This window comes from Paenibacillus nuruki (assembly GCF_963311185.1).
Classification (GTDB): domain Bacteria; phylum Bacillota; class Bacilli; order Paenibacillales; family Paenibacillaceae; genus Saccharibacillus; species Saccharibacillus nuruki.
On sequence record NZ_OY725677.1, the window covers coordinates 4,519,904 to 4,540,146 of the forward strand.

Consider the following 20,243-nt stretch of genomic DNA (forward strand, 5'->3'; position numbering starts at 1 on the left):
GTCGATATCGTTTACACTGAGATAAAGTGAAAGGTTACGAAATGTATACATCATAAGGCAAGTAACAGGCAGTAAACACACTTTCAAATATGAGAAACGTAGGGGATGAATTAGTGGGGATAACGTTAAGTAAAAAAGTAATTATGGTGTGGATGATTATCGTTTTAGTCATCAGTAGTGTTCCAGCCCAGCTTGGAATCAATCAAAGTGCACATGCAGCTGCAACAATCCCTTATGTAGGAGAAATTCAATTATTCCCTTATGACCGGGCTCCAAAAGGTTGGGTGTATGCAGCGGGACAATCATTATCAATTAATTCAAATACACCTTTATACGCTTTGATCGGTACAACATTTGGTGGAGATGGGCGGACGACCTTCCAAGTACCCAACTTAACAGGCAAAGCACCCGTAGGAATGGGCTATTATATCGCACTAAATGGTCTTTTTCCAAGTCGTGATGAAGGTCTAAGTGGATCATCTAATTCCACATTAGGTGAAGTGAGACTTTTCCCTTATTATTTTGTTCCAACAGGTTGGAAAGCTCTACAAGGGCAAACGCTCTCTATTCAATCCTATACTGATTTGTATAATATGATCGGTACAAAATTTGGTGGAGATGCAACGAATACTTTCCAATTGCCGGTGCTTACGGATCTAATACCCAATGTAAAGTATGCTATATCTACAGATCCTTCATTTCAAGCCGAAAATGGTACAGGTGATGAATACGTAGGAGAAGTTATTCCCTACCTCGTACCTGTAGTTGGTAATAATTTATTATCTGCAACAGGCAATCTTTTATCTATGAATCAGAATAATGTATTATATTCTCTTTTAGAGTACCGATTTGGTGGTAATAATCAGACTGTATTTGCCGTGCCTGATTTAAGAGGTTATCAAGCACAATTAAATTATTATATAGTTCCAGAAGGCCTGTATCCTTCACTGACAACAGACCAGCCTCAGCCGGTCGTTAATAATGACTCTTACTCTGTGTCACAAAATAAGAGTCAGACTGGTAATGTATTAACAAATGATCAAAATGTTATCAGTGTAGGTCTTCAGCAACCACCTGCACATGGACAAGTGACAATGTCTCCAAATGGATCTTTTGTATATACACCCACTATTGGTTATGTAGGAAATGATTCCTTTCTTTATACAGGTGCGAATGCAAGTAGTGGTAGACAAGCACGAGTAGATATTACAGTGTTACAAGGATATACTCCAGTTATTGATGGAGTCACGAACAATAGTGTATACGCAAATACGGTTACACCAACTTTTAATGAAGGGACAGCCACATTAAATGGGGTTAACTTTGGCAAAGGTACGTCTATAACTACAGACGGTATATATACTCTTATTGTTACGAATGAAATAGGTAGTACTACCGTGAAATTCACAATAGATCAGACCAAGCCTGTTATTACCGGTGTAGTTTCTAATATGTCCTATTCTACGGCTCCTCAGATTCAATTCAATGAAGGAACAGCCACATTAGACAACATCGCTTTTAATAATGGAGATACAGTAAGTACCGAAGGAGATCATACATTAGTCGTAACTGATCTTGCAGGTAACCAAACCACGATCACCTTTAAAGTCTATTTTAAGCGTACATTGACCTTTAATAGTGACGGCGGCTCAGCGATTGCTAATATGGCAGTTGATTATCAAAGTCTAGCTTCTGCGCCTTCTGATCCGACCAAATCAGGATACACATTTATTGGATGGTATACGGATGAAGCCAAAACAAAGCCTTTTTCTTTTACTACTACACCAATCAATACAGATATCACTTTATATGCTAAATGGTCAGTCAATGCGTATAAGCTCTCTTTTGAGACTAACGGTGGAACAGTCGTAACCGATCAAATGATCAATTATAAAGAATTAGCGATACCACCTGTAGCACCTGAACGTACAGGATATACTTTTGCAGGCTGGTATACAGATAATCAACTTCAATCGGTATTTGATTTTACAAGTATGCCGATCACGACGGATATGATCTTGTATGCAAAATGGCTTATTAAGCCGTATACAGCTACATTTGATACCGATGGTGGATCACTGATTAGCGATCAACTGGTGAATTATCAATCATTAGTGAAATCGCCTACCGATCCAATCAAGTCAGGATATACCTTTGCAGGTTGGTATAGTGATGCAGCTCGAACAACATTGTACGATTGGAATACAGCGATAACCGACAATATCACTTTGTACGGGAAATGGAGCAAAAATGCGTATACTGTAAGCTTTGATACGTATGGAGGCAGTACTGTAGCGAATATCAATGTGGATTATGGAGACAAGATCATCGCTCCTGCTTCTCCAACCAAATTTGGATATGCTTTTGTTGGCTGGTATACCGACGCTACATTAACAACATTATTCGATTTCGGTCAGACACCAATTACGTCGAATACGACATTGTATGCAGACTGGTCAGATCAAGTCTATACAGTTAGTTTCAATACCTATGGTGGATCTACGATCGATGATATTTTTGTCAATCACGGAGGTAAAATCACAGCTCCTACATCGCCGACTCGTTCAGGATACACCTTTGTGAATTGGTATCTGGATAATGCTTTGACGATCCCGTTCGATTTTGATACAACAGCGATCAATTCCAATATCATGTTACAAGCGAAATGGAAAAAGAAAGAAGATTCGACTTCTAATAGTACAGGTTCAGGTGGAACTTCAGTACCGGACAAAGAAGTGTCTACCAATGGGCTATTACTCTTAACTAAAGATCAAGCAGGTGAAGTAAGCTTAGATAACGATATTTCTATTCGTATTCCAGTAGGTTCGATTAATCAACCATTGAATCTTTCGATTGTTCCGATTGCAGAGCCTGCTAATTTAATGACCAATCTGAATACATTAGTCAGTCGTGTCTATGAACTTAATAAAAATTTCACTCAAAATTTCAGCATACCGATTACATTAACATTCGCCTTTAATTCAGCGATAGTACAGCCTAATCAGCAAGTCGGAGTATTCTATTTTGATGAAAATCAGAAAATCTGGATATCGACAGGCAACTCTCAAGTAAATGGTAATCAAATCAGTACACAGGTGGATCATTTTACGAAATATGCAGTATTTGTTTCTAACGTATCCGAATCTGTAACGCCTGTTGTACCCCCGGTGACTGAGCCTGTGGCAGTACCTACAGCGACTGCATTAACAGATATCCAAGGTCATTGGGCAGAAATGATGATTCAACAAGCAGTCAGTGAAGGGCTTGTGAAAGGCTATACTGATGGTACATTTAAGCCAGGTGCACCGGTTACGCGTGCTGAATTTATGGTGATGATCATGAATGGATTGTCTACTAGTCAAGATGAGGCAGTATTATCATTTAGCGATCAGAACTCTATAGGTTCGTGGGCAAAATCAGCGATTGCGCGTGCGGTACAAGCTGGATTTATTCAAGGGGATGCTAAAGGCACATTCCGTCCGAATGCTCCGGTAACACGTGCAGAAATGGCTGTGATCGTATCAAAAGTATTGCAGTTGAATATCAATAGTCAGGCTACACCTTCTTTTGCTGATGGAGCGAAGATTCCGAAGTGGGCTCAAGCTGCTGTTGTAGCTATGCAACAATCTCAATTGTTATCCGGTAAAGGCAATAATACATTTGCAGCAACAGATGCAACCACAAGAGCAGAAGCTGTTAAAGTATTGCTAAGTATGCGTCAATATCAAAAATAAGCACAGATCAGAAACAGTGAGTTCTCTCGCTGTTTCTTTATTTTTGTAGGTTACTGATAGTTTTTCATCACAATGGGTAAATAACATAGGAGCACCACAATTCACATTCCGTACTCAATTTGATTGAAGGAGGATGATTGTAATGACGAATCCAGATATACTTAGTGCAATGAAGAACAGAAGAAGTATTTACGGTATCAGCAAAGAAGCGGTGACTTCAGACGAACGTATTCAAGAGATTGTAGAAGAGGTGGTATTACATACACCATCCGCGTTTAACTCTCAAAGTGCTCGCGTGATCGTTTTACTTGGTGAAAAGCATGATCAATTATGGCAGTTTACAACAGACATTCTAAAAGAAATCGTACCTGCTGATAAATTTGCACCTACACAAGAAAAAATGGATAGTTTCCAAGCAGGATATGGTACGATTCTATTTTTCGAAGATGAGTCTGTTATTCGTGGTATGCAAGAGCAGTTCCAAGCGTATCAAGATAACTTTCCGGTATGGTCGCAACAATCTTCCGGTATGCATCAATACCTGATCTGGACATTGCTTGAAGCTGAAGGTTATGGCGCTTCACTACAGCATTATAATCCATTGATTGATGAGAAGATCAAAGCAGAATGGGATATTCCAGAATCATGGAAATTAGTTGCGCAAATGCCATTCGGTAAGCCAACAGCACCAGCAGGTGACAAAGAGTTCAAACCGCTTGAAGAACGCATTCGCGTTTTAAAATAATTAGCTGATCATCAGCTAACAGCATAATATAAAAAGCAGGCAACCGATGGATCAGCTCCACGGGTTGCCTGCTTTTTATGTTTACGATCTACTTTTATAATAAGAAAGAAAGTAGGGGACAGAGAGAATAGACAGCCTACTAAGCCAACTTTTTGCAGTTAAAGTTGTAGTTGAAATGAAGCTTTATCTTGCTCTACACCGTTGATATAGATCGATACATAATGAATACCTGCATAATACTTACGTGTTGTAATTTCTTTGAAGAGATGTTTTTTAGTTAGAAAATGACTACCCGGTGTAAAAGATTTGGCTGTCCATTTGAATCGTTTGGGTACATTTTTACCATTGGCTTTCATATGATGAATTTCGTAATCGATGCGTAGCGATTGATCGGTAGAAGATTCATTCATCAATAAAAAAGAAAACTCTACATAGTCGCCCATCATAACTGCTGTAGGTTGAATATGAAAATTGGCAATATGTACGTCTTCACTGGCTACATAACCGAATAACTCCAAAATAGCAGGATGATCTCGCTTGAGCAGTGTCCGGCAACCATGACGTACAATCCAATCGGTATGTGTATCGTGACCGTACCATTCTTTGGCTAGATTAGCGATTCGTTCAGGATGATCTTTAGCCATATCGTTGAGATGATTCGCTACACTTTTACGTACATAGAGCGAAGAATCGGTTTTGAGCTGTGTTAAGCGTTCAAGTGTTGGAGATGGGTCTTGAATAAATAAAGGTAACTGAGTCGCCCATGGCAAGCGTGGACGGAATCCTTCACTAGCTAGTCGGCGTAGATGTTCATTATCGCTTATGATCCAACGATCCATCTGGGCTAACATTTGCTCAGGATACCTTATAATAAATGGACGAACTGCAAATTCAGCACTAGAGTATACTGTAAATATTTCTAGCGCACGTATAGAGATATCCAGATACTCTAACCCATTCAACTCTACATAATCAGGGAAAAATAAATACTCTACTCCACGGCAACTGGGAGCGACTTGGATCAAGATATCTATCGCTTGCTCATAAGGAAGAGGGAGCGCTACAGTGATGGCTTGAGCAATATGGCGTATCCGCTGCTTAAAAGCCAGTTCTTGCCACTGATCATCATAAATCTGCTTGAAAAATACATCGGCATCAAAGGCAGCAGAATGGCTCTGCATACTCTCGACAAAATGTTGTAAAAAAGATTCACTAAAGCGATCTTTAAAGTTTTCCATGGTCTCACTCCATTATTTTTTATTTAGCTATACACATTTAAGGTAACTAACCGATAAAATAATATATACTATAATTTAGTTATAAGAAAGAAGGAGAAACCATTGGGAGAATTTTTGGATGTATACAAAGAAAGAAGATCCGCTTCTAAGTTTTTGCCAGATGTTCAAATAACCGAAAAAGAATTAGACGAAATCTTCAACCTTGTTAAGCTTGCACCTTCTGCTTTTAATTTGCAACATGTTCATTATGTGGTGATCAATGATACTGAAGGTAAACATAAAATGTACGAAGCTTCAGGTAAACAATATAAAGTACTTACGTCATCGGCTGTGATTGTAGTCTTAGGAGATACTAAGGCCCATGAGCATACCGCTGAAATCTACGAAGGTATGTTCAATCTCGGAATACTTAGCAAACAAGAATATGATCAGACTGTAGCATCCACGATTCAATTTTATAATGATCGAGGCGATGTTTTTCAAAAAGAAGAAGCGATTCGCAATGCAAGCCTATCAGCAATGGCATTGATGTTGATCGCCAAAGAAAAAGGCTGGGATACCTGTCCGATGATCGGCTTCGATCCTGTACAAGTAGCGACTGAACTTCATGTGCCTGATACGTATGTACCGGTTATGATGATGACAATCGGCAAAGAAGACACCGCTAGTCAACGCCCACGAGGTTACCGCAAGCCTGTAGCTGAATTTGTAAGTTATCATTCTTTTCAATCTTAATCATATAACGTATGCATAATATATAAATATATAAAAAAAGCGGAATATACTTTCTTCTGAATAAGAAGAGTATATTCCGCTTTTAGGTGATACATCATATTGTCTTAAAAATTAGTGAGTCGGTGTAGGTTCGTTATCATTGGAATCTTCAGAACCACGATCTACCACTACAGTTCCTTCTAGTTCTTCGCCTTCCGGTACAGCGACACAATGTTCTTCTTCAGCATCGTTTTCATGATCGATATCCAGTTCAGGCAATGCCCATACCGATACACTACCACCATTTACAAAGAAAGTTGCCCAACCATCTTCTTCAATCGTAATATGGTCTTCACGAGCATTGGTCATGTCTACCCAGATCTCACCAGCATGTTCTTCACCGATAAACATCCGTTTTTCGCCACCATCGCTATTAGACATCACGACCGCACAACCGGAACGTTCGATTTCTTCGATACCTTTACGTACCCAACCGATAATATTAGCATCATCGAAATAATCATCTTGTTCACCATAAGCTTTGTTATAACGAGAGTATAACAAGCAATCCAGCATATCTTTTTTACCTTCTACTGGGTGTTCGCCACCGATTCCGAAATAATCACCATAGAATACACAAGGATATCCATCTTTACGTAACAAGATTAATGAATACGCTAATGGCTTGAACCAATCTTCAATCCAAGATTCCAACGCTTCATTCGGCTGAGAATCATGATTATCGACAAAAGTTACAGCATGGGTAGGGTGAGTCTGTACTAATGTATCGTTGAAAATCGTTGAAAGATCAAAAGCCGCTCCAGATTGAGAAGCTTCATGTAATTTGTAATGTAGCGATACATCAAATAGATCAATCTGATAATCGACTGTATCCAAGAACTCCTGACAAGCGGCTAATTCAGGATTCCAGAACTCGCCTACAATATAGAAATCTTGTCCACGTTTGTTGATCATTTCACCTACAAATTCACGTAAAAATTCATAGTTAATGTGTTTAATTGCATCCAGACGGAAGCCATCACAACGGGTGGTGTCGATCATCCATTTACCCCAATTGATCATTTCTTCACGTACTTCTGGAACATTATAATCTATATTGGCAAACATCAAATAATCATAGTTACCAAACTCATTATCTACATTTTCATTCCATTGCTTGCCTTCATTGGCAATACGGAAAATACCGGTACGTTCTTCGCGAGCATCGTAATCGGTACCGTTGAAATGATGGTAGTTCCATTTGAAAGCAGAGTATTCTTCGCCACGACCAGGGAAGGTAAATTTCGTCCAACCTTCAATTTCAAAAGGCTCCGAAATTTCTTCTGTACGGTTATTGGGATCAACTTCAATCACGTGGAATGCTTCTGTTTCATCTGCGCCTGCTTTGTGATTCATAACAAGGTCAGTATATACATTAATTCCAAGACGGTGACAGGTTGCAATTGCATCTAGCAATTCCTTTTTGGTACCGTATTTGGTGCGTACCGATTCTTTTTGATCAAATTCCCCTAAATCATATAGATCATATACACCGTATCCTGTATCTTGCGGTGTATGCCCTTTAGTTACCGGTGGAATCCATACCGTACCGATTCCTGCTTTTTTAAGGTCTTTTGCTGTCTCCTGCAATCTTTTCCAGTGTGAACCATCAGCCTCGACATGCCATTCAAAAAATTGCATCATTGTTACATTGCGACTCATCTATTATTACCCCCTTGATCTTTTCAAGCGAACGACCTGCCACCGGAGGAAGAAGAGAGACCATAACTCTCAAAGGTACCAATCTCGGCGTAGACTGCGTACGGCTGTGAAAAACATTACCCATTTAGTTACAGATGTTAAACGTAGTAAAGTATAGGCTATGACTATAATGTAGAAGACTTCGCTGTTATAACAGACTGTGAAGGCTGTATATGAAGAAATATGGCTGTATTTAGCTTTTTTTATAAACATAATCTTTTATAGACATCAATATATGTTTTATCCAAATTCAAAAATGATAACGATTACAATATGATATGCGTATTATTTACCCTTATCGTTAATAGAGGATAAGACATGTTTACCACCGATTGAATATACAAAAAGCCTTGAAATCAATCTTCAAGGCTTTTTGTGTATGATGATATTCACGAAAACTATTCGTGATTGAATTTAATTATACTTCTTCGACTTCAAAGCCCGCTTGTTTCCATGCTGCTGTTCCGCCGTCGATATAAGCGACATCTGTAAAGCCCATTTCTTTCAAAAGGTAGGCACCAAGAGCAGCTTGTCCACCTGCACCACAAGTAACCAAAACAGGACGTGAACGATCAGACAAACGACCATCACGCAATTCTTCTGGTAATTGTAGATCAGCACGGATTGGCAACATGCCCAAAGAGATATTAGCGCTACTTGGAATTAATCCACAAGCACCTACGTCTTTAGCATCCTGTACATCAATAACGAATGTTTCAGGGTTCTCATTGATTTTTTTGCGTGCTTCTTCAGAAGTTACACCAGGTACACTGTTACGTGCTTTGGTTACCAAATCTGTAAATGTTAATGCCATGGTTCATCGACCTCCAGTTAGATAGTATAAGAGCCATTATTGCATGTGTAGTTTACCACAATGTAACAATCATATTCATCTATGATTAGTTCAATTTCTCACCAGCAAGTACTTTTTGGATATCACTTTCAACTTCTGCTGGATCAAGACGTGATGGATATTGTTTAACCACATTTCCCTTTTGATCAACCAAAAACTTAGCAAAATTCCATTCGATCTCCCCAGTACGAGAAGGTGCAGGAGCTTCATTCACTAGATATTGGAACAATGGATGAGCTGTCTCACCGATCACATCTACTTTGGAGAACAATGGGAAGCTAACATTGTAGTTGACCTGACAAAATGATTTGATATCTTCTTCTGTTCCTGGCTCTTGTCCTTTGAATTGGTTACAAGGGAAACCAAGCACTTTGAATCCTTGTTCATTATAAGTATCGTATAATTTTTGCAGACCTTCATATTGAGGAGTTAGACCGCAACCACTTGCTGTGTTTACGATAAGGAGTACATCCCCATTATAATCGGCAAGAGACTTTTCTTCTTTATCAATCGTTGTTGCTGAATAATCGTATACTGACATTCTATTCCATCTCCTTTAAAAATGATTTTGCAAAATTTAATTTTTAAAAATGTATACTTTAATTGTAACGGATTCATTTTAAATGTCAATGTCCAACTTGATCATCTTCATGTAAACTGTAGAGAAACAAAAGGTCTGATATCTTCCTAATAACCATGTTTTCTACACATACCATAAGCGAAAAGGGGCTGTAAATAATGAAACTATTATTGTCTGGATTTGAGCCGTTTGGCGGTCATACGATTAATCCTACGCAATCTTTAGTACAAGCGATGGAAGATCATTCGTTTACCGATATTTCGTTAGAACTGCATACGATATTGTTACCTGTACATTATGATGAGTGTGTAGAGTTACTGCTTGCTGAAGTGGAACGTTTTCAGCCGGATATTATTATCGCTTGCGGACTTGCAGCCGGACGTACCGCAGTCAATCTGGAGCGTATTGCTGTTAATATCAAAGATATTGAAGCTTCGAGCTATGGAGATAATCGCAATGAACGTCCGCAAGATGTACCGATTCGAGCCAATGGACCGGACGGATTATTTTCAACGTTACCGATTCGTCAAATAACAGATCGATTGATTGAAAATGGTATCCCAGCCGTGATCTCCAATACCGCAGGGACGTTTATCTGCAACAACGTGATGTATGGTGTTCTCGATTATGTGAAGCAATCCAGTCCGGGTGTACTCGCAGGATTTGTGCATTTTCCAGCGTCTACCGAAATGGCACTTCACAAGCCAAGCTTACCAACACTACCTATGAATCTTATGTCACGTGCTCTTCAGTTAATTATACGTACCACTGTAGAGCAATTGCAAAAAGACAACTAAAGTCTGGTGCTTTTGGTCATGACTTTGAAAATAGAATACACCAAAAACCTCTTACTTTGGCGAGTTGCCGATATAAGAGGTTTTTGGTGTAGATTAGGTCTGTGTAACACGTGAACGTTGACGGATACGCCAGCGATAGATCCAAATGATGATCGCCCATAAAACACTGACCAGCATAATAGGAAACATCAGTAACAATGGAATATCGATCAATGCACCGACACGATCAGGATGTGTTAATTGATAAATGTAACCGGGGAGAAGTGCGCTTAACCCTAAGACCAACAGAATCGTTGTGCCGATCCAGCTTTTACGAGAAAAGCGTGAACCTGTCAAAATCACAAATAACAATATCAGTAATTCAATCAACCAGACCAAGCGAAATAAAGGGTCAGAAAATACGGTTGCTGGATTTAACCATCCCATAGATTATTGCACCACCGTTTCTATTCGAACGTGATTACAATTTTGCCTTTAGCATGATGAGTTGCACTTAATTCATGAGCTTCTTGTAGTCCTTTTTCAGAGAAAGGAATTTCAGTGCCTACGATTGCTTTAAGCTTGCCTTCAGCCATCAATAAACCTAGCTTTTGCAATTGCTCGCCATTAGGTTCTAACCAGATCGACTTAGCAGTCACATCGTATTGTGCTTTTAACTTCTCATCCGGTTCACCTACGATAGAAATTAAGCGTCCAGTGCCCGGTTTGAGTACTTTGAAGCTATCTGTTTGAATCTTATCGCCCATGGTATCAAATACCAAATCAATATCGGACAAGACTTCGGAAAAGTCTGTCGATTTGTAATCGATCACTTCATCTGCACCTAGAGATGTGGCGAACTCTTTGTTTTTCTCACTAGCTGTAGTGATAACATGTGCACCTGCATTTTTGGCAAGTTGAATAGCTAGACTTCCTACGCCACCTGCACCTGCATGAATCAATACTTTTTCACCAGCTTGCAATTGTCCATGATCGAACAGTGCTTGCCATGCAGTAAGTCCAGCGAGTGGAATAGAAGCGGCTTCTTGGAAAGTCACACTCACAGGCAACGCTGCTAATAAATGATCATCCACAAGCGTATATTCTGCATAGGTTCCAAAACGTGTTGTTTCCGGACGAGCAAATACTTCGTCTCCTATTTTCCACTCCGTTACCGCAGAACCGACTTCTGTAATTACACCAGCAGCATCCCATCCCAAAATAATCGGGAACTCCCAATCCATCATCTGTTTTAAATAACCTGCACGTAATTTCCAATCGATCGGGTTGATCGAAGTTGCTTTTAATTTGACGACGACTTGATGTTCTCCGGGTACAGGATCAGGAACATTCATTTCTTTCAGTTCTTCTTTTTCACCGTATTGTTCGATAACAACTGCTTTCATAAGTATTCCTCCTTGTAGGCTATGTCTCTATAGTTAACATACACCAAATCAAACATATTGAATAATTAGCAAAAATACTGATTTTTTTGTTTCAAAACCAACATTTCTGGATCCTTTCAACCGTTATATAGAGTAGGACATGCATAAAATTTGCACAAAGATGCAATATCCGCTTTACATAGACACAAGATATTAGAAGACGAAGGAGCCGTTATGAAAAAACAATGGCTAGTGCCCTTAATCGTACTATTGCTAATCGCTGCGCCTGTATACGGATTTATCCGGCAATATCTTGTCGATAAAATAGATCATCCTGTCGCACAACATGGAGTTATAGATTTACGCCAATGGGATTATAGTACCAACGGTACTGTGTCGCTAAATGGCGAATGGGATATCTATCCCTCTGTATTTCTGAACCCTCAAGATTTTCAAAATGGAGCATCAGCGAAAATAAATATTCCCGCGCAACCGATTCAAGTCCCTCAATCGTGGAATAAAGTCATGCAACAAAACGGTAGCTCTGCTTTTGGATATGCTACTTACCATTTGCGTATTCTGGTAGGAGATCAGCAACAAGCAGAACGTTTATACGGGATTCATGTCAAAAATATTCGTACTGCTCATCGCATTTTTATTAATGGACAACGGGTAGGTTCCAGTGGAACACCTGGTACAACAGCGGCAACAACAGTCCCTAACAATGTGCCTTATAACACTTGGGTTCCTATCGATGGCAATACTGTTGATCTGGTTGTACAAGTATCGAATTATAGTTATTCCTCTGGTGGTATCGCTTATCCGATTAACTTTGGCGATATGACTGCTATTACGAAAGAACGTGAAATTTCTATTATTAGCGATATCGCTGTCATGGGGGGCTTTTTACTTCCGGGTCTATATGTATTAATTCTGTATCAGATGCGACGCAAGGATCAGACCTTACTTTATCTTGGATTTTTCTGTATTGCTGCTTTTCTACATGTATTAACTCACGGAGAAAAGTTGTTCAGTATGATATCGCCAGAACTGTCGTATGAACTGGTGTTACGTGTTCAACTGGGTTGTTCGGTGATTTTCTATTATTGTTTGCTGTTTTATGTGAGTAAATCTTTGCCTAATGTAGCGCATGTGCTTGTGTTGCGTAGTTATCGGATCATGAGCATTGTTTTACTAGCGATGAGTGTGTTTACACCGACTTCCTTTTTCACGCAAATAGATCAAATCTGGTTCCTCTGTAATCTACTAACGATTGCGTATGTAATCTATATCGTAGTCAGAGCAGTGATCAGGAAGCAACCGCATAGTCAGTCGATGCTTCTAAGTGTGCATAGTCTGGCGGTTGTCGCTATTATCAGTATCATTAGCTTGCGCGGAATTATAGATAATACAGCTATTATTCCTATCGAAGTACTATTTTTTGTGATTACACAGTGTCTGATGATCGGTCGACAATTTGCCCTTTCTTTTCAGCAAATTGAAAATCTATCTCAGCAATTACTAACATTAGATGAATTGAAAAATGAATTTATTGCAAATACTTCGCATGCGCTTCGTACACCGCTGCATGGCATGATTAATATGACCGAATCACTGATCGAAGGAGCCGCAGGGCCTCTGGAAGATAAGCAAGTCGAGCAATTGATAGTGGTATCGTCGACAGGGCATAAGCTTGCCGCATTGATCAATGATATTTTGGATTATTCCAAGTTGAAAAATGGTGATCTTTTACTGGATCGCAAAGCGGTTAATCTACGAACTGTTGCTGAATCGGTGCTAGAGATTGTTAGTTATACGGCCGCAGGACGGCAGATTGTATTTATCCAAGAATGGCCTGAATATGTGCCTCCTTTATATACCGATGAAGATCGGTTAAGTCAGATTCTTTATAATTTGCTCGGCAATGCTGTGAAATTTACAGAGCAAGGCGAGATTCGTTTTATTGTTGAAGTCGGTGCAGGGCATGTTACGTTTGCTGTAGTCGATACAGGGATCGGAATCGAAGCAGATCGGTATGAAGATATTTTCAAATCGTTCGAACAAGGCTTAGGGCTATCCGAGCAAAGTTACGCCGGCACAGGGCTTGGACTTAGTATTACCAAAAAGTTAGTGGAATTAAATGATGGGCAGATCACGGTAGGATCGGTTCTTGGTCAAGGATCTACATTTACAGTTACATTGCCTACTGCCGATGTACCGATAACCAAAGAAATGATAACTACTGTTCAACCGATGACCGCTCCACCTGAAGTGAAACAGTCTATTTCGAAAAGCAAACCCGTACTCCAACGTGAGAAAGAGCCATTGATCAATAAAGAGGATGAGCTATCTCATTCACATCACACTCAAGTGATCTTGATCGTAGATGATGATCCGGTGAACTTACGGGTGTTGAATAACATTTTATCGTTACAACAATATGTAGTGATCGAAGCGCAAAGTGGGAAAGCCGCACTGGATAAATTACGATATCATCCGAAGATTGATCTGATGATTACCGATTGGATGATGCCCGGGATGTCTGGATTGGAACTGTGTCGTCAAGTTCGTCAACGATACTCCTTATCCGAACTACCGATATTGATGTTAACCGCACGCAGTCGTCCTGAAGATATTCAGAATGGATTTGCCGCAGGGGTCAATGATTTTCTAGGTAAGCCTGTTCATGCGATTGAACTAAGAGCACGTGTGAATACTTTATTAGAACTGAAGTCTTCAGTGCAGACCGTATTGCGTACCGAAATGGCATTTTTGCAAGCACAGATCAAGCCGCATTTCTTATATAATGCGCTGAATACGATTATTGCGATGTGTTCGATCGATCCGGATCAAGCCTCAGAGTTGTTAATTGAGCTTAGTCAATATTTACGGCGAAGTTTTGATTTTCAGAATCGAGATCAGTTAACGACTTTAAATAAAGAAATTGAATTGATTCAGTCTTATCTATCGCTTGAAAAAGCACGGTTTGATGAACGTTTGCAGATTGTATGGGATGTGGATCGTGAACTAGGGCAGATGATTCCACCGCTCAGTATCCAACCCCTTGTTGAAAATGCAGTACGTCATGGACTGATGAACAAAGCAGTAGGAGGAATATTAACTATCTCTATTCAAGAACAACAGAATAATCTACTTGTCCGCATTCAAGATGACGGTATAGGGATGGCACCTGAGAAGATTCCTGCTTTATTAGCAGGAGAATCTACATCAGCCAATAGCGGTGTCGGGGTGATCAATATTCACAAACGACTACTAGCGATGTATGGTCAAGGGCTTCATATTGAAAGCACAGTCGGCAAAGGAACAACGATAAGCTTTACGATTCCGGGAGGTGAAGTAAGCGCATGAGAGCCATTTTGATTGATGATGAGAAGCCGGCATTGTTACATTTGGAAAAACTATTAAACAAAGATGGAAATATTGAAGTGGTCGGCAAATACACATTTGCTCAAGCTGGTATTGATCACCTGAAGAAAGATAAAACAGATATTGTTTTTCTTGATATCGGTATGCCTGAGATTAACGGTCTAGAAGCGGCTGAATATATTCAACAGATCGATCAGGAGATCAAAATTATTTATATTACAGCTTATTCGGAATATGCTTTAGAAGCTTTTGAATTGAATGCACTGGATTATATTTTGAAGCCGATTGTACCGGTTCGTTTCCAGAAAACACTAGAACGTATTCGTCATTCTATTCCTGTACCCCAAGCGCAGGAACCTCAGCAAGTTGAAGATGTTGTCAAAGTATTATGCTTTAAGCGACTTACTTTACAAGATGGACAACATGATGGCAAAAAGCTGAAATGGCGCACGATGAAAGCACAAGAACTGTTTGCATTTTTGCTACATCATAAAGGCGAATGGGTCTCCAAAGAAAAAATCATCGATGCGTTATGGCCGGAATATACAGAGGAAAAAGCGACCACTCATTTGCATACATCGGTCTATCAGATTCGCAAGTTGCTCAAAGAATGGGGCATTACGACCAAGTTAGAATATGCGCAAGAAGGGTACCGTTTGAATCAAGAAGGCATTATGAATGATGTAGATCGCTTTGAAGCAGGTATTCAAGCAGACAAAGATTATGCAGAAGATTGTTATCATCAAAATGATCACTTATTATCGTTATATCGAGGGGATTATTTAGAAGAACATGATTATCCATGGGCAAGTATTCGCCGTCAAAATCTACTGCATGCGTATATGAATTTGCTGTTTACTACCGCTCAATATGAGATTACTCATCACCGGGAACAGCAAGCGATTCAGCGTTTATTAGGAGCATGGCAGAAAGATCCATATTCTGAAGAAATCTGCCGCTTATTGATGACAGCTTATGCAAGTATTGGTCATCACGCATTATTAGCGAGTTGTTATCGAGGGTTTGTGAATTTGCTTCGAGAAGACTTGGGTATTGAACCTGAAAAAGAAACTGTCCAGTTATACCAACGACTTCATCAATAGAATGATTCAAGAAATACGGATGTACAGAAAAGAGTAGGGGGTTAGCGATGGATCGGTATAAAGGACGTTATGCAGTTCGCTATTCGGTGTACGCCTGTTGTGTCAGTCTGTTGATGATCATGGCATGGGGATGGGGCGGAGTGAAATCGGCTAAAGCAGAAGATACCTTAGGATGGGATAGCTTGTTATCACCTGTTGTACTTGCAGGATCATCTGTGGATCTACAGAGTGTTGATGTTAATGTGCTTGCAGGTTGGTTAACAGGAACGACTCCTTTGATCGAATACAGTCTAGATTCTACAGATGGAATCAATGGTCACTGGATTCAAGCTGATGATACAGTGACGCCTATACGGTGGCAACCGGGCTACCTCTATATTCGAGAGCAAGCCGACCCGACAAATAACCGCTTATTGGCTGTGATTCAGTTAGGTAGAGAGGGTACGTATCTATTTGCTGATCCCACAGCAAGCTTGATGATCCCTCCGACTCATCCATCCATCTCAGATAGTGTAGTCGGGTCAGCTGATCCTATAATAAATTCTAAGACCACTCCGCTTGATGATTCCGATACTGACCCAACAGCTATTCATCCGCTGACAACGATCCAATCAGACCTATCAGGTACCACTTCTATCCAAATCAATAACGATGTAGCGATTGAGCAACTTACCGCTAATAGCGAGCATACATTGACGATTCCAGTGACAAGTAATCATTCATCGATACAGATACCGATCGAAGGTTCGTTACTACAAGCATTATACGATCAAAAAGCAACGATCATGATTGTCTGTCCGCAAGTCACCTATACATTACCAATCGCTATGTTAGAACCGCAAAAGGTAATACAGTCTTTTGCAAAGCCACCTGTATCGATGACCTCAATCACGTTGACGATTCAGATAAAGACACCATCCAATAATGATATAGCATCTCTGCAATCACTATTGAATCTACAACAAATCAATATCGTCGGCTCGCCTGTAAGTGTACAATTACAAGCTTCATATGATGGACAGACCGTACCTATTTCTCCGCAAGTCACCGATCAAAGTCTAGAACTTACGATGCCAGTACCGATAACAACATCGACAGATTCAATATCGTCCAAACCTACTACCGCGATAGTATATCAAGCCGATCATTCCATGCATCCTGTACCTACATTGATCTCATCACCGAATGATAGTAGTGCTACAGCACATATTCATGGATGGACTAATGGCATCTATGCACTGGTATCTCATCATCCATCTTTTACAGATACCCGTTCTCATTGGAGTTCGGCAGATGTGAACGATATGGCTTCTCGACTGATAGTCACAGGTGAAAAAGGGGGAGTATTTGCGCCTGATCGACTGGTGACACGAGCAGAATTTGCGGCGATGATCGTAAGAGCACTAGGATTATCTGCGGAGCCAAGTAAGACCACTTTCTCGGATGTACATGATTCCGATTGGTATGCAGGTGTGATTGGTAGTGCAAGTAATCATGGACTGATTGAAGGATACAATGATACGACTTTCCGCCCGAATCAGCAGATTACCCGTGAAGAAGCCAGCGAGATCTTAAGTCATGCGATGAAATTAACAGGATTGAGCACAGCGATCACGACCCGTGAAGCGAATGCACAGCTAAACCCATTTGCCGATCGGAAGCAAGTATCCAACTGGGCAGTGCCTGCATTGGCGCTATCGGTGAAATATCATATTCTTGAAGATATTCAAGGAGCGATTCAACCTCAAAGCGATGTATCCCGCGCACAAGCGACAGTGATGATTCGTCGGTTGTTACAGCAATCTGGTTGGATACAATCTTAAAGTCACACATGTAATAGTAAACATACAAAAAGCCTGATTACTGTAGATATAACTTACAGCGATCAGGCTTTGCTACTTATTACGAATCGACTATAGTATTGACCCACTTGGCTCGGTACACTTCAGGTGAGCAACCGACCATTTGCTTGAATAGTCGGCTAAAATGAGTTAATTGCTTGAATCCAACCAATCGACTTGCTTCTGTAATCGATAGATCGGCTTGATATTGAAATAACAATGTAGCCTGTGTAATCCGCCGATTATATAGATATTTGAACACGGTTGTCCCTGTCGATTGCTTGAATACGCTTGCAATATAAGGCTTAGAGAGATGCAGATGATCAGCAATATGATCCAGTGTGATATCGTGCATATAATGAGCTTCGATATAATCAAGGATCGCCTGTGCATATCCTGATTTACCGATACGCTCATAGGTAATATGTTCTTGCTTGCATCGTTCGGCAAGTAAAGACAGTAGATCACACATACGCATCATAAATCGCAGCGATACTTTTTCATTTGCCTGAGGAGCGATCTGTTGAAGAGAAGCCAAAGATTGCTCCCATTCCGCTTGTTGCTCTGGATTCAGAGAAAGACGACAATTACCGATCTGTTCAAAAGGATATAGTAATTCCGTGATATGTTCTGCTTGAATATAATTGTGTAACACCGACGGATCAAAATGCAAAATTGTACGAATATAAGGCTGATCTGGAGCAGGATGAGGACGGTGTAATGTCATACCATGCATCAATAACACATCGCCTGGACGTAGATCATAACTGCGATCTCCAATAATATACGTACATACACCTGCATGAAAATAATAAATTTCATAATGCAGATGAGAATGAAATCCATCGACGGTCGGTGGTTGAAAAGGCATTTCCGAGCGATATCCATAAGTGACAGACTGGTCTAAACGCAATGTATTTGGCATCTGCCAGTGTACCTCCTGCAATGGGTCTATAATCTCGACTCCATTGTAACACTGACAGAGAATGCTAGGACAGTCGATTCACTACAGGCGAAGAAGTAAATCCTTGCAAAGGCTCTTTTTGGTTCCACGCTTGTTGTTGTGAAAGTAGACATAATTCAGCGGCTTTGAATGCATGCTCTTGTGTCATCGCACGCTCTGTTCGTTCCAATACATCCAATATCAGTTGACCGAAAAAGGGATAACCCACTTTACCTTTCACGTCAAAATGATATTCGCCTTCGTGATTGACCAGATACACATGATCTCCTGTAGAATCCCGAGCGATATCTACATATTTACGCAGTTCGATATAACCGTCTGTGCCTAGAATAGTCGTTCGTCCATCTCCCCATGTACTAAGCCCTTCCGGTGTAAACCAATCTACACGCATATACCCTGAAGCTCCGCTATCTCCTAGCAATGAAATTTCTCCGAAGTCTTCTAATTCTGGATATTGAGGATGATGAAAGTTTGCAACACGACTATGCTGAATCGATGCATCTGTAGAACCTGTAAAGGTTAAAAATTGTTCAATCTGATGACTTCCAATATCGCACAAAATACCGCCATACCGTTCACGCTGAAAAAACCAGTCCGGTCGCTTGGAAGCTTGTAAGCGATGAGGCCCTGTGCCGATCACCTGTATGACACGTCCGATTGCACCTTGCCCAATCAATTGTTCTGCATAGACAGCACTTTCTACATGCAGACGTTCACTATAATAGACCATATATTTACGTCCGCTACGTTCTGCTTCTAGCCTAGCTTGGGTCAGTTGATCCAGTGTAGTAAATGGCGCTTTATCTGTAAAATAATCTTTGCCTGCTTGCATAATCTGTATCCCCAAAGGCCCTCGATCTGCTGGAATAGCCGCAGCAGCCACCAACACAATATCGTCATCTTGTAAAATATGCTCTAATGTCGGAGCGATAGCCACTTCAGGGAATTGCTTGCGAAATTGTTCGACTTTGAGTGGATCAGGATCATACACCCATTTGACCGAAGCTCCCGCTTGTACCAGTCCTTCACACATTCCATAGATATGCCCGTGATCCAGTGCAGCAACAGCGATCTGAAATTGACCGGGAGCACAGACGATTTGAGATTGATATTCACTTGTTGGTGCATAGAACATGCCGTCTTTGTGGTTCTGACTCATCTC

At 40.4% G+C, this 20,243-nt stretch carries 15 protein-coding genes; 7 read left to right on the forward strand and 8 right to left on the reverse strand.

Going from position 1 to position 20,243, the window contains the following annotated elements:
* The first annotated feature begins 89 nt into the window (after positions 1–89).
* Together RCP16_RS20075 and RCP16_RS20080 are read left to right on the forward strand one after the other, a co-directional pair.
* Complete coding sequence (locus tag RCP16_RS20075; protein ID WP_308641160.1) at positions 90–3,734, forward strand: InlB B-repeat-containing protein; 3,645 nt, start codon at positions 90–92, stop codon at positions 3,732–3,734.
* Between the two features lie 142 nt (positions 3,735–3,876).
* The gene (locus tag RCP16_RS20080) at positions 3,877–4,479 is read left to right on the forward strand and encodes a nitroreductase family protein (protein WP_069325739.1); all 603 of its coding nucleotides are present in this window, start codon (positions 3,877–3,879) and stop codon (positions 4,477–4,479) included.
* Positions 4,480–4,637: 158 nt separating this feature from the next.
* Here RCP16_RS20080 and RCP16_RS20085 read toward each other — a convergent pair whose 3' ends face one another.
* Positions 4,638–5,717, reverse strand: coding sequence for a DNA alkylation repair protein (locus RCP16_RS20085; protein WP_308641161.1), 1,080 nt, complete (start codon positions 5,715–5,717; stop codon positions 4,638–4,640).
* Between the two features lie 102 nt (positions 5,718–5,819).
* Here RCP16_RS20085 and RCP16_RS20090 point away from each other — a divergent pair, with 102 nt between their 5' ends.
* Positions 5,820–6,452 carry a nitroreductase family protein gene (locus RCP16_RS20090; RefSeq protein ID WP_308641162.1) on the forward strand — a complete coding sequence of 211 codons (633 nt, stop codon included), beginning with the start codon at positions 5,820–5,822 and terminating at the stop codon, positions 6,450–6,452.
* Between the two features lie 111 nt (positions 6,453–6,563).
* Here the strand turns inward: RCP16_RS20090 and RCP16_RS20095 are convergent, their stop codons facing one another.
* The 3 genes from RCP16_RS20095 to RCP16_RS20105 all read right to left on the reverse strand — a co-directional run bounded on the left by RCP16_RS20095 (position 6,564) and on the right by RCP16_RS20105 (position 9,586).
* The gene (locus RCP16_RS20095; protein WP_137223906.1) at positions 6,564–8,153 is read right to left on the reverse strand and encodes an alpha-amylase; all 1,590 of its coding nucleotides are present in this window, start codon (positions 8,151–8,153) and stop codon (positions 6,564–6,566) included.
* A 457-nt stretch (positions 8,154–8,610) separates the two neighbouring features.
* Positions 8,611–9,006, reverse strand: coding sequence for a rhodanese-like domain-containing protein (locus RCP16_RS20100; protein ID WP_069325737.1), 396 nt, complete (start codon positions 9,004–9,006; stop codon positions 8,611–8,613).
* An 85-nt stretch (positions 9,007–9,091) separates the two neighbouring features.
* Positions 9,092–9,586, reverse strand: coding sequence for a glutathione peroxidase (locus RCP16_RS20105; protein ID WP_069325736.1), 495 nt, complete (start codon positions 9,584–9,586; stop codon positions 9,092–9,094).
* 197 nt (positions 9,587–9,783) lie between these two features.
* Between RCP16_RS20105 and RCP16_RS20110 the strand changes: the two genes are divergently transcribed.
* Positions 9,784–10,422 carry a pyroglutamyl-peptidase I gene (locus tag RCP16_RS20110; RefSeq protein ID WP_308641163.1) on the forward strand — a complete coding sequence of 213 codons (639 nt, stop codon included), beginning with the start codon at positions 9,784–9,786 and terminating at the stop codon, positions 10,420–10,422.
* Positions 10,423–10,515: 93 nt separating this feature from the next.
* On the opposite strand, the gene RCP16_RS20115 is transcribed toward RCP16_RS20110, so the two are convergent.
* Together RCP16_RS20115 and RCP16_RS20120 are read right to left on the reverse strand one after the other, a co-directional pair.
* On the reverse strand, positions 10,516–10,848 hold the full coding sequence (locus RCP16_RS20115; RefSeq protein ID WP_308641164.1) for a hypothetical protein: 333 nt from the start codon (positions 10,846–10,848) through the stop codon (positions 10,516–10,518).
* Positions 10,849–10,868: 20 nt separating this feature from the next.
* Positions 10,869–11,807 (reverse strand): NADP-dependent oxidoreductase, encoded by a 939-nt coding sequence (locus RCP16_RS20120; RefSeq protein ID WP_308641165.1) that lies wholly within the window; start codon positions 11,805–11,807, stop codon positions 10,869–10,871.
* Positions 11,808–12,020: 213 nt separating this feature from the next.
* On the opposite strand from RCP16_RS20120, the gene RCP16_RS20125 reads away from it, so the two are divergent.
* The 3 genes from RCP16_RS20125 to RCP16_RS20135 are packed head-to-tail and all read left to right on the forward strand — an operon-like array spanning position 12,021 to position 18,099.
* Positions 12,021–15,155, forward strand: coding sequence for a hybrid sensor histidine kinase/response regulator (locus tag RCP16_RS20125; RefSeq protein WP_308641166.1), 3,135 nt, complete (start codon positions 12,021–12,023; stop codon positions 15,153–15,155).
* On the forward strand, positions 15,152–16,276 hold the full coding sequence (locus tag RCP16_RS20130) for a response regulator (protein ID WP_137223894.1): 1,125 nt from the start codon (positions 15,152–15,154) through the stop codon (positions 16,274–16,276). Before RCP16_RS20125 ends, RCP16_RS20130 begins: the two co-directional genes overlap by 4 nt.
* Positions 16,277–16,323: 47 nt before the next feature.
* The gene (locus tag RCP16_RS20135) at positions 16,324–18,099 is read left to right on the forward strand and encodes an S-layer homology domain-containing protein (RefSeq protein WP_308641167.1); all 1,776 of its coding nucleotides are present in this window, start codon (positions 16,324–16,326) and stop codon (positions 18,097–18,099) included.
* 79 nt (positions 18,100–18,178) lie between these two features.
* On the opposite strand, the gene RCP16_RS20140 is transcribed toward RCP16_RS20135, so the two are convergent.
* Both RCP16_RS20140 and RCP16_RS20145 read right to left on the reverse strand, forming a co-directional pair.
* Positions 18,179–19,042: an AraC family transcriptional regulator gene (locus RCP16_RS20140; protein WP_308641168.1), complete on the reverse strand. Its 864-nt coding sequence runs from the start codon at positions 19,040–19,042 to the stop codon at positions 18,179–18,181.
* Between the two features lie 64 nt (positions 19,043–19,106).
* Positions 19,107–20,240 carry a Gfo/Idh/MocA family protein gene (locus tag RCP16_RS20145; protein ID WP_308641169.1) on the reverse strand — a complete coding sequence of 378 codons (1,134 nt, stop codon included), beginning with the start codon at positions 20,238–20,240 and terminating at the stop codon, positions 19,107–19,109.
* Positions 20,241–20,243: the final 3 nt, after the last annotated feature.

What these genes read in the sequence shown, in the direction of transcription:
- RCP16_RS20075 (WP_308641160.1), top strand. Translation starts at nt 90, where the DNA reads ATGAGAAACGTAGGGGATGAATTAGTGGGGATAACGTTAAGTAAAAAA.
- RCP16_RS20080 (WP_069325739.1), top strand. Translation starts at nt 3,877, where the DNA reads ATGACGAATCCAGATATACTTAGTGCAATGAAGAACAGAAGAAGTATT.
- RCP16_RS20085 (WP_308641161.1), bottom strand. Translation starts at nt 5,717, where the DNA reads ATGGAAAACTTTAAAGATCGCTTTAGTGAATCTTTTTTACAACATTTT.
- RCP16_RS20095 (WP_137223906.1), bottom strand. Translation starts at nt 8,153, where the DNA reads ATGAGTCGCAATGTAACAATGATGCAATTTTTTGAATGGCATGTCGAG.
- RCP16_RS20100 (WP_069325737.1), bottom strand. Translation starts at nt 9,006, where the DNA reads ATGGCATTAACATTTACAGATTTGGTAACCAAAGCACGTAACAGTGTA.
- RCP16_RS20105 (WP_069325736.1), bottom strand. Translation starts at nt 9,586, where the DNA reads ATGTCAGTATACGATTATTCAGCAACAACGATTGATAAAGAAGAAAAG.
- RCP16_RS20110 (WP_308641163.1), top strand. Translation starts at nt 9,784, where the DNA reads ATGAAACTATTATTGTCTGGATTTGAGCCGTTTGGCGGTCATACGATT.
- RCP16_RS20115 (WP_308641164.1), bottom strand. Translation starts at nt 10,848, where the DNA reads ATGGGATGGTTAAATCCAGCAACCGTATTTTCTGACCCTTTATTTCGC.
- RCP16_RS20120 (WP_308641165.1), bottom strand. Translation starts at nt 11,807, where the DNA reads ATGAAAGCAGTTGTTATCGAACAATACGGTGAAAAAGAAGAACTGAAA.
- RCP16_RS20125 (WP_308641166.1), top strand. Translation starts at nt 12,021, where the DNA reads ATGAAAAAACAATGGCTAGTGCCCTTAATCGTACTATTGCTAATCGCT.
- RCP16_RS20130 (WP_137223894.1), top strand. Translation starts at nt 15,152, where the DNA reads ATGAGAGCCATTTTGATTGATGATGAGAAGCCGGCATTGTTACATTTG.
- RCP16_RS20135 (WP_308641167.1), top strand. Translation starts at nt 16,324, where the DNA reads ATGGATCGGTATAAAGGACGTTATGCAGTTCGCTATTCGGTGTACGCC.
- RCP16_RS20140 (WP_308641168.1), bottom strand. Translation starts at nt 19,042, where the DNA reads ATGCCAAATACATTGCGTTTAGACCAGTCTGTCACTTATGGATATCGC.
- RCP16_RS20145 (WP_308641169.1), bottom strand. Translation starts at nt 20,240, where the DNA reads ATGAGTCAGAACCACAAAGACGGCATGTTCTATGCACCAACAAGTGAA.